Genomic DNA, 609 nt, shown 5'->3' with positions numbered 1-609 from the left:
CGAGGCCGAGGTCGTAGCCGTGATGATGACGATGATGATGACGATCGCGGTGGCCGCTCAGGTGGACGAGGTCGTGGCCGCAGCCGTGATGATGACGATGATGATGATCGTGGCGGTCGCTCAGGCGGACGAGGTCGTGGCCGCAGCCGTGATGACGATGATGATGACGATCGTGGTGGTCGCTCAGGCGGACGAGGCCGTGGCCGCAGCCGTGATGACGATGATGATGACGATCGCGGTGGCCGCTCAGGCGGACGAGGTCGTGGCCGTAGTCGCGATGATGACGATGATGATGACGATCGTGGTGGCCGCTCAGGCGGACGAGGCCGTGGTCGCAGCCGTGACGACGATGATGATGACGATCGCGGTGGCCGCTCAGGCGGACGAGGTCGTGGTCGCAGCCGTGATGACGACGATGATGATGATCGCGGTGGTCGCTCAGGTGGTCGAGGCCGAGGTCGCAGCCGTGATGACGATGATGATGACGATCGCGGAGGCCGTTCAGGCGGACGAGGCCGAGGTCGCAGCCGTGATGACGACGATGATGACGATCGTGGCCGCTCAGGTGGACGAGGTCGTGGTCGCAGCCGTGATGACGACGATGATGAT

The 609-nt window shown here is 64.0% G+C and carries 1 protein-coding gene; it reads left to right on the top strand.

The window, feature by feature from the left end; genetic code table 11:
- Positions 1–609, top strand: a 609-nt coding sequence (locus F928_RS22635; protein WP_005076550.1) for a hypothetical protein, incomplete at both ends; no start/stop codon positions are given.

Source organism: Acinetobacter pittii ATCC 19004 = CIP 70.29, from assembly GCF_000369045.1.
Classification (GTDB): domain Bacteria; phylum Pseudomonadota; class Gammaproteobacteria; order Pseudomonadales; family Moraxellaceae; genus Acinetobacter; species Acinetobacter pittii.
The sequence above is the reverse complement of the archived record's forward strand: the minus strand, read 5'-3'. Positions and strand labels throughout refer to the sequence as shown.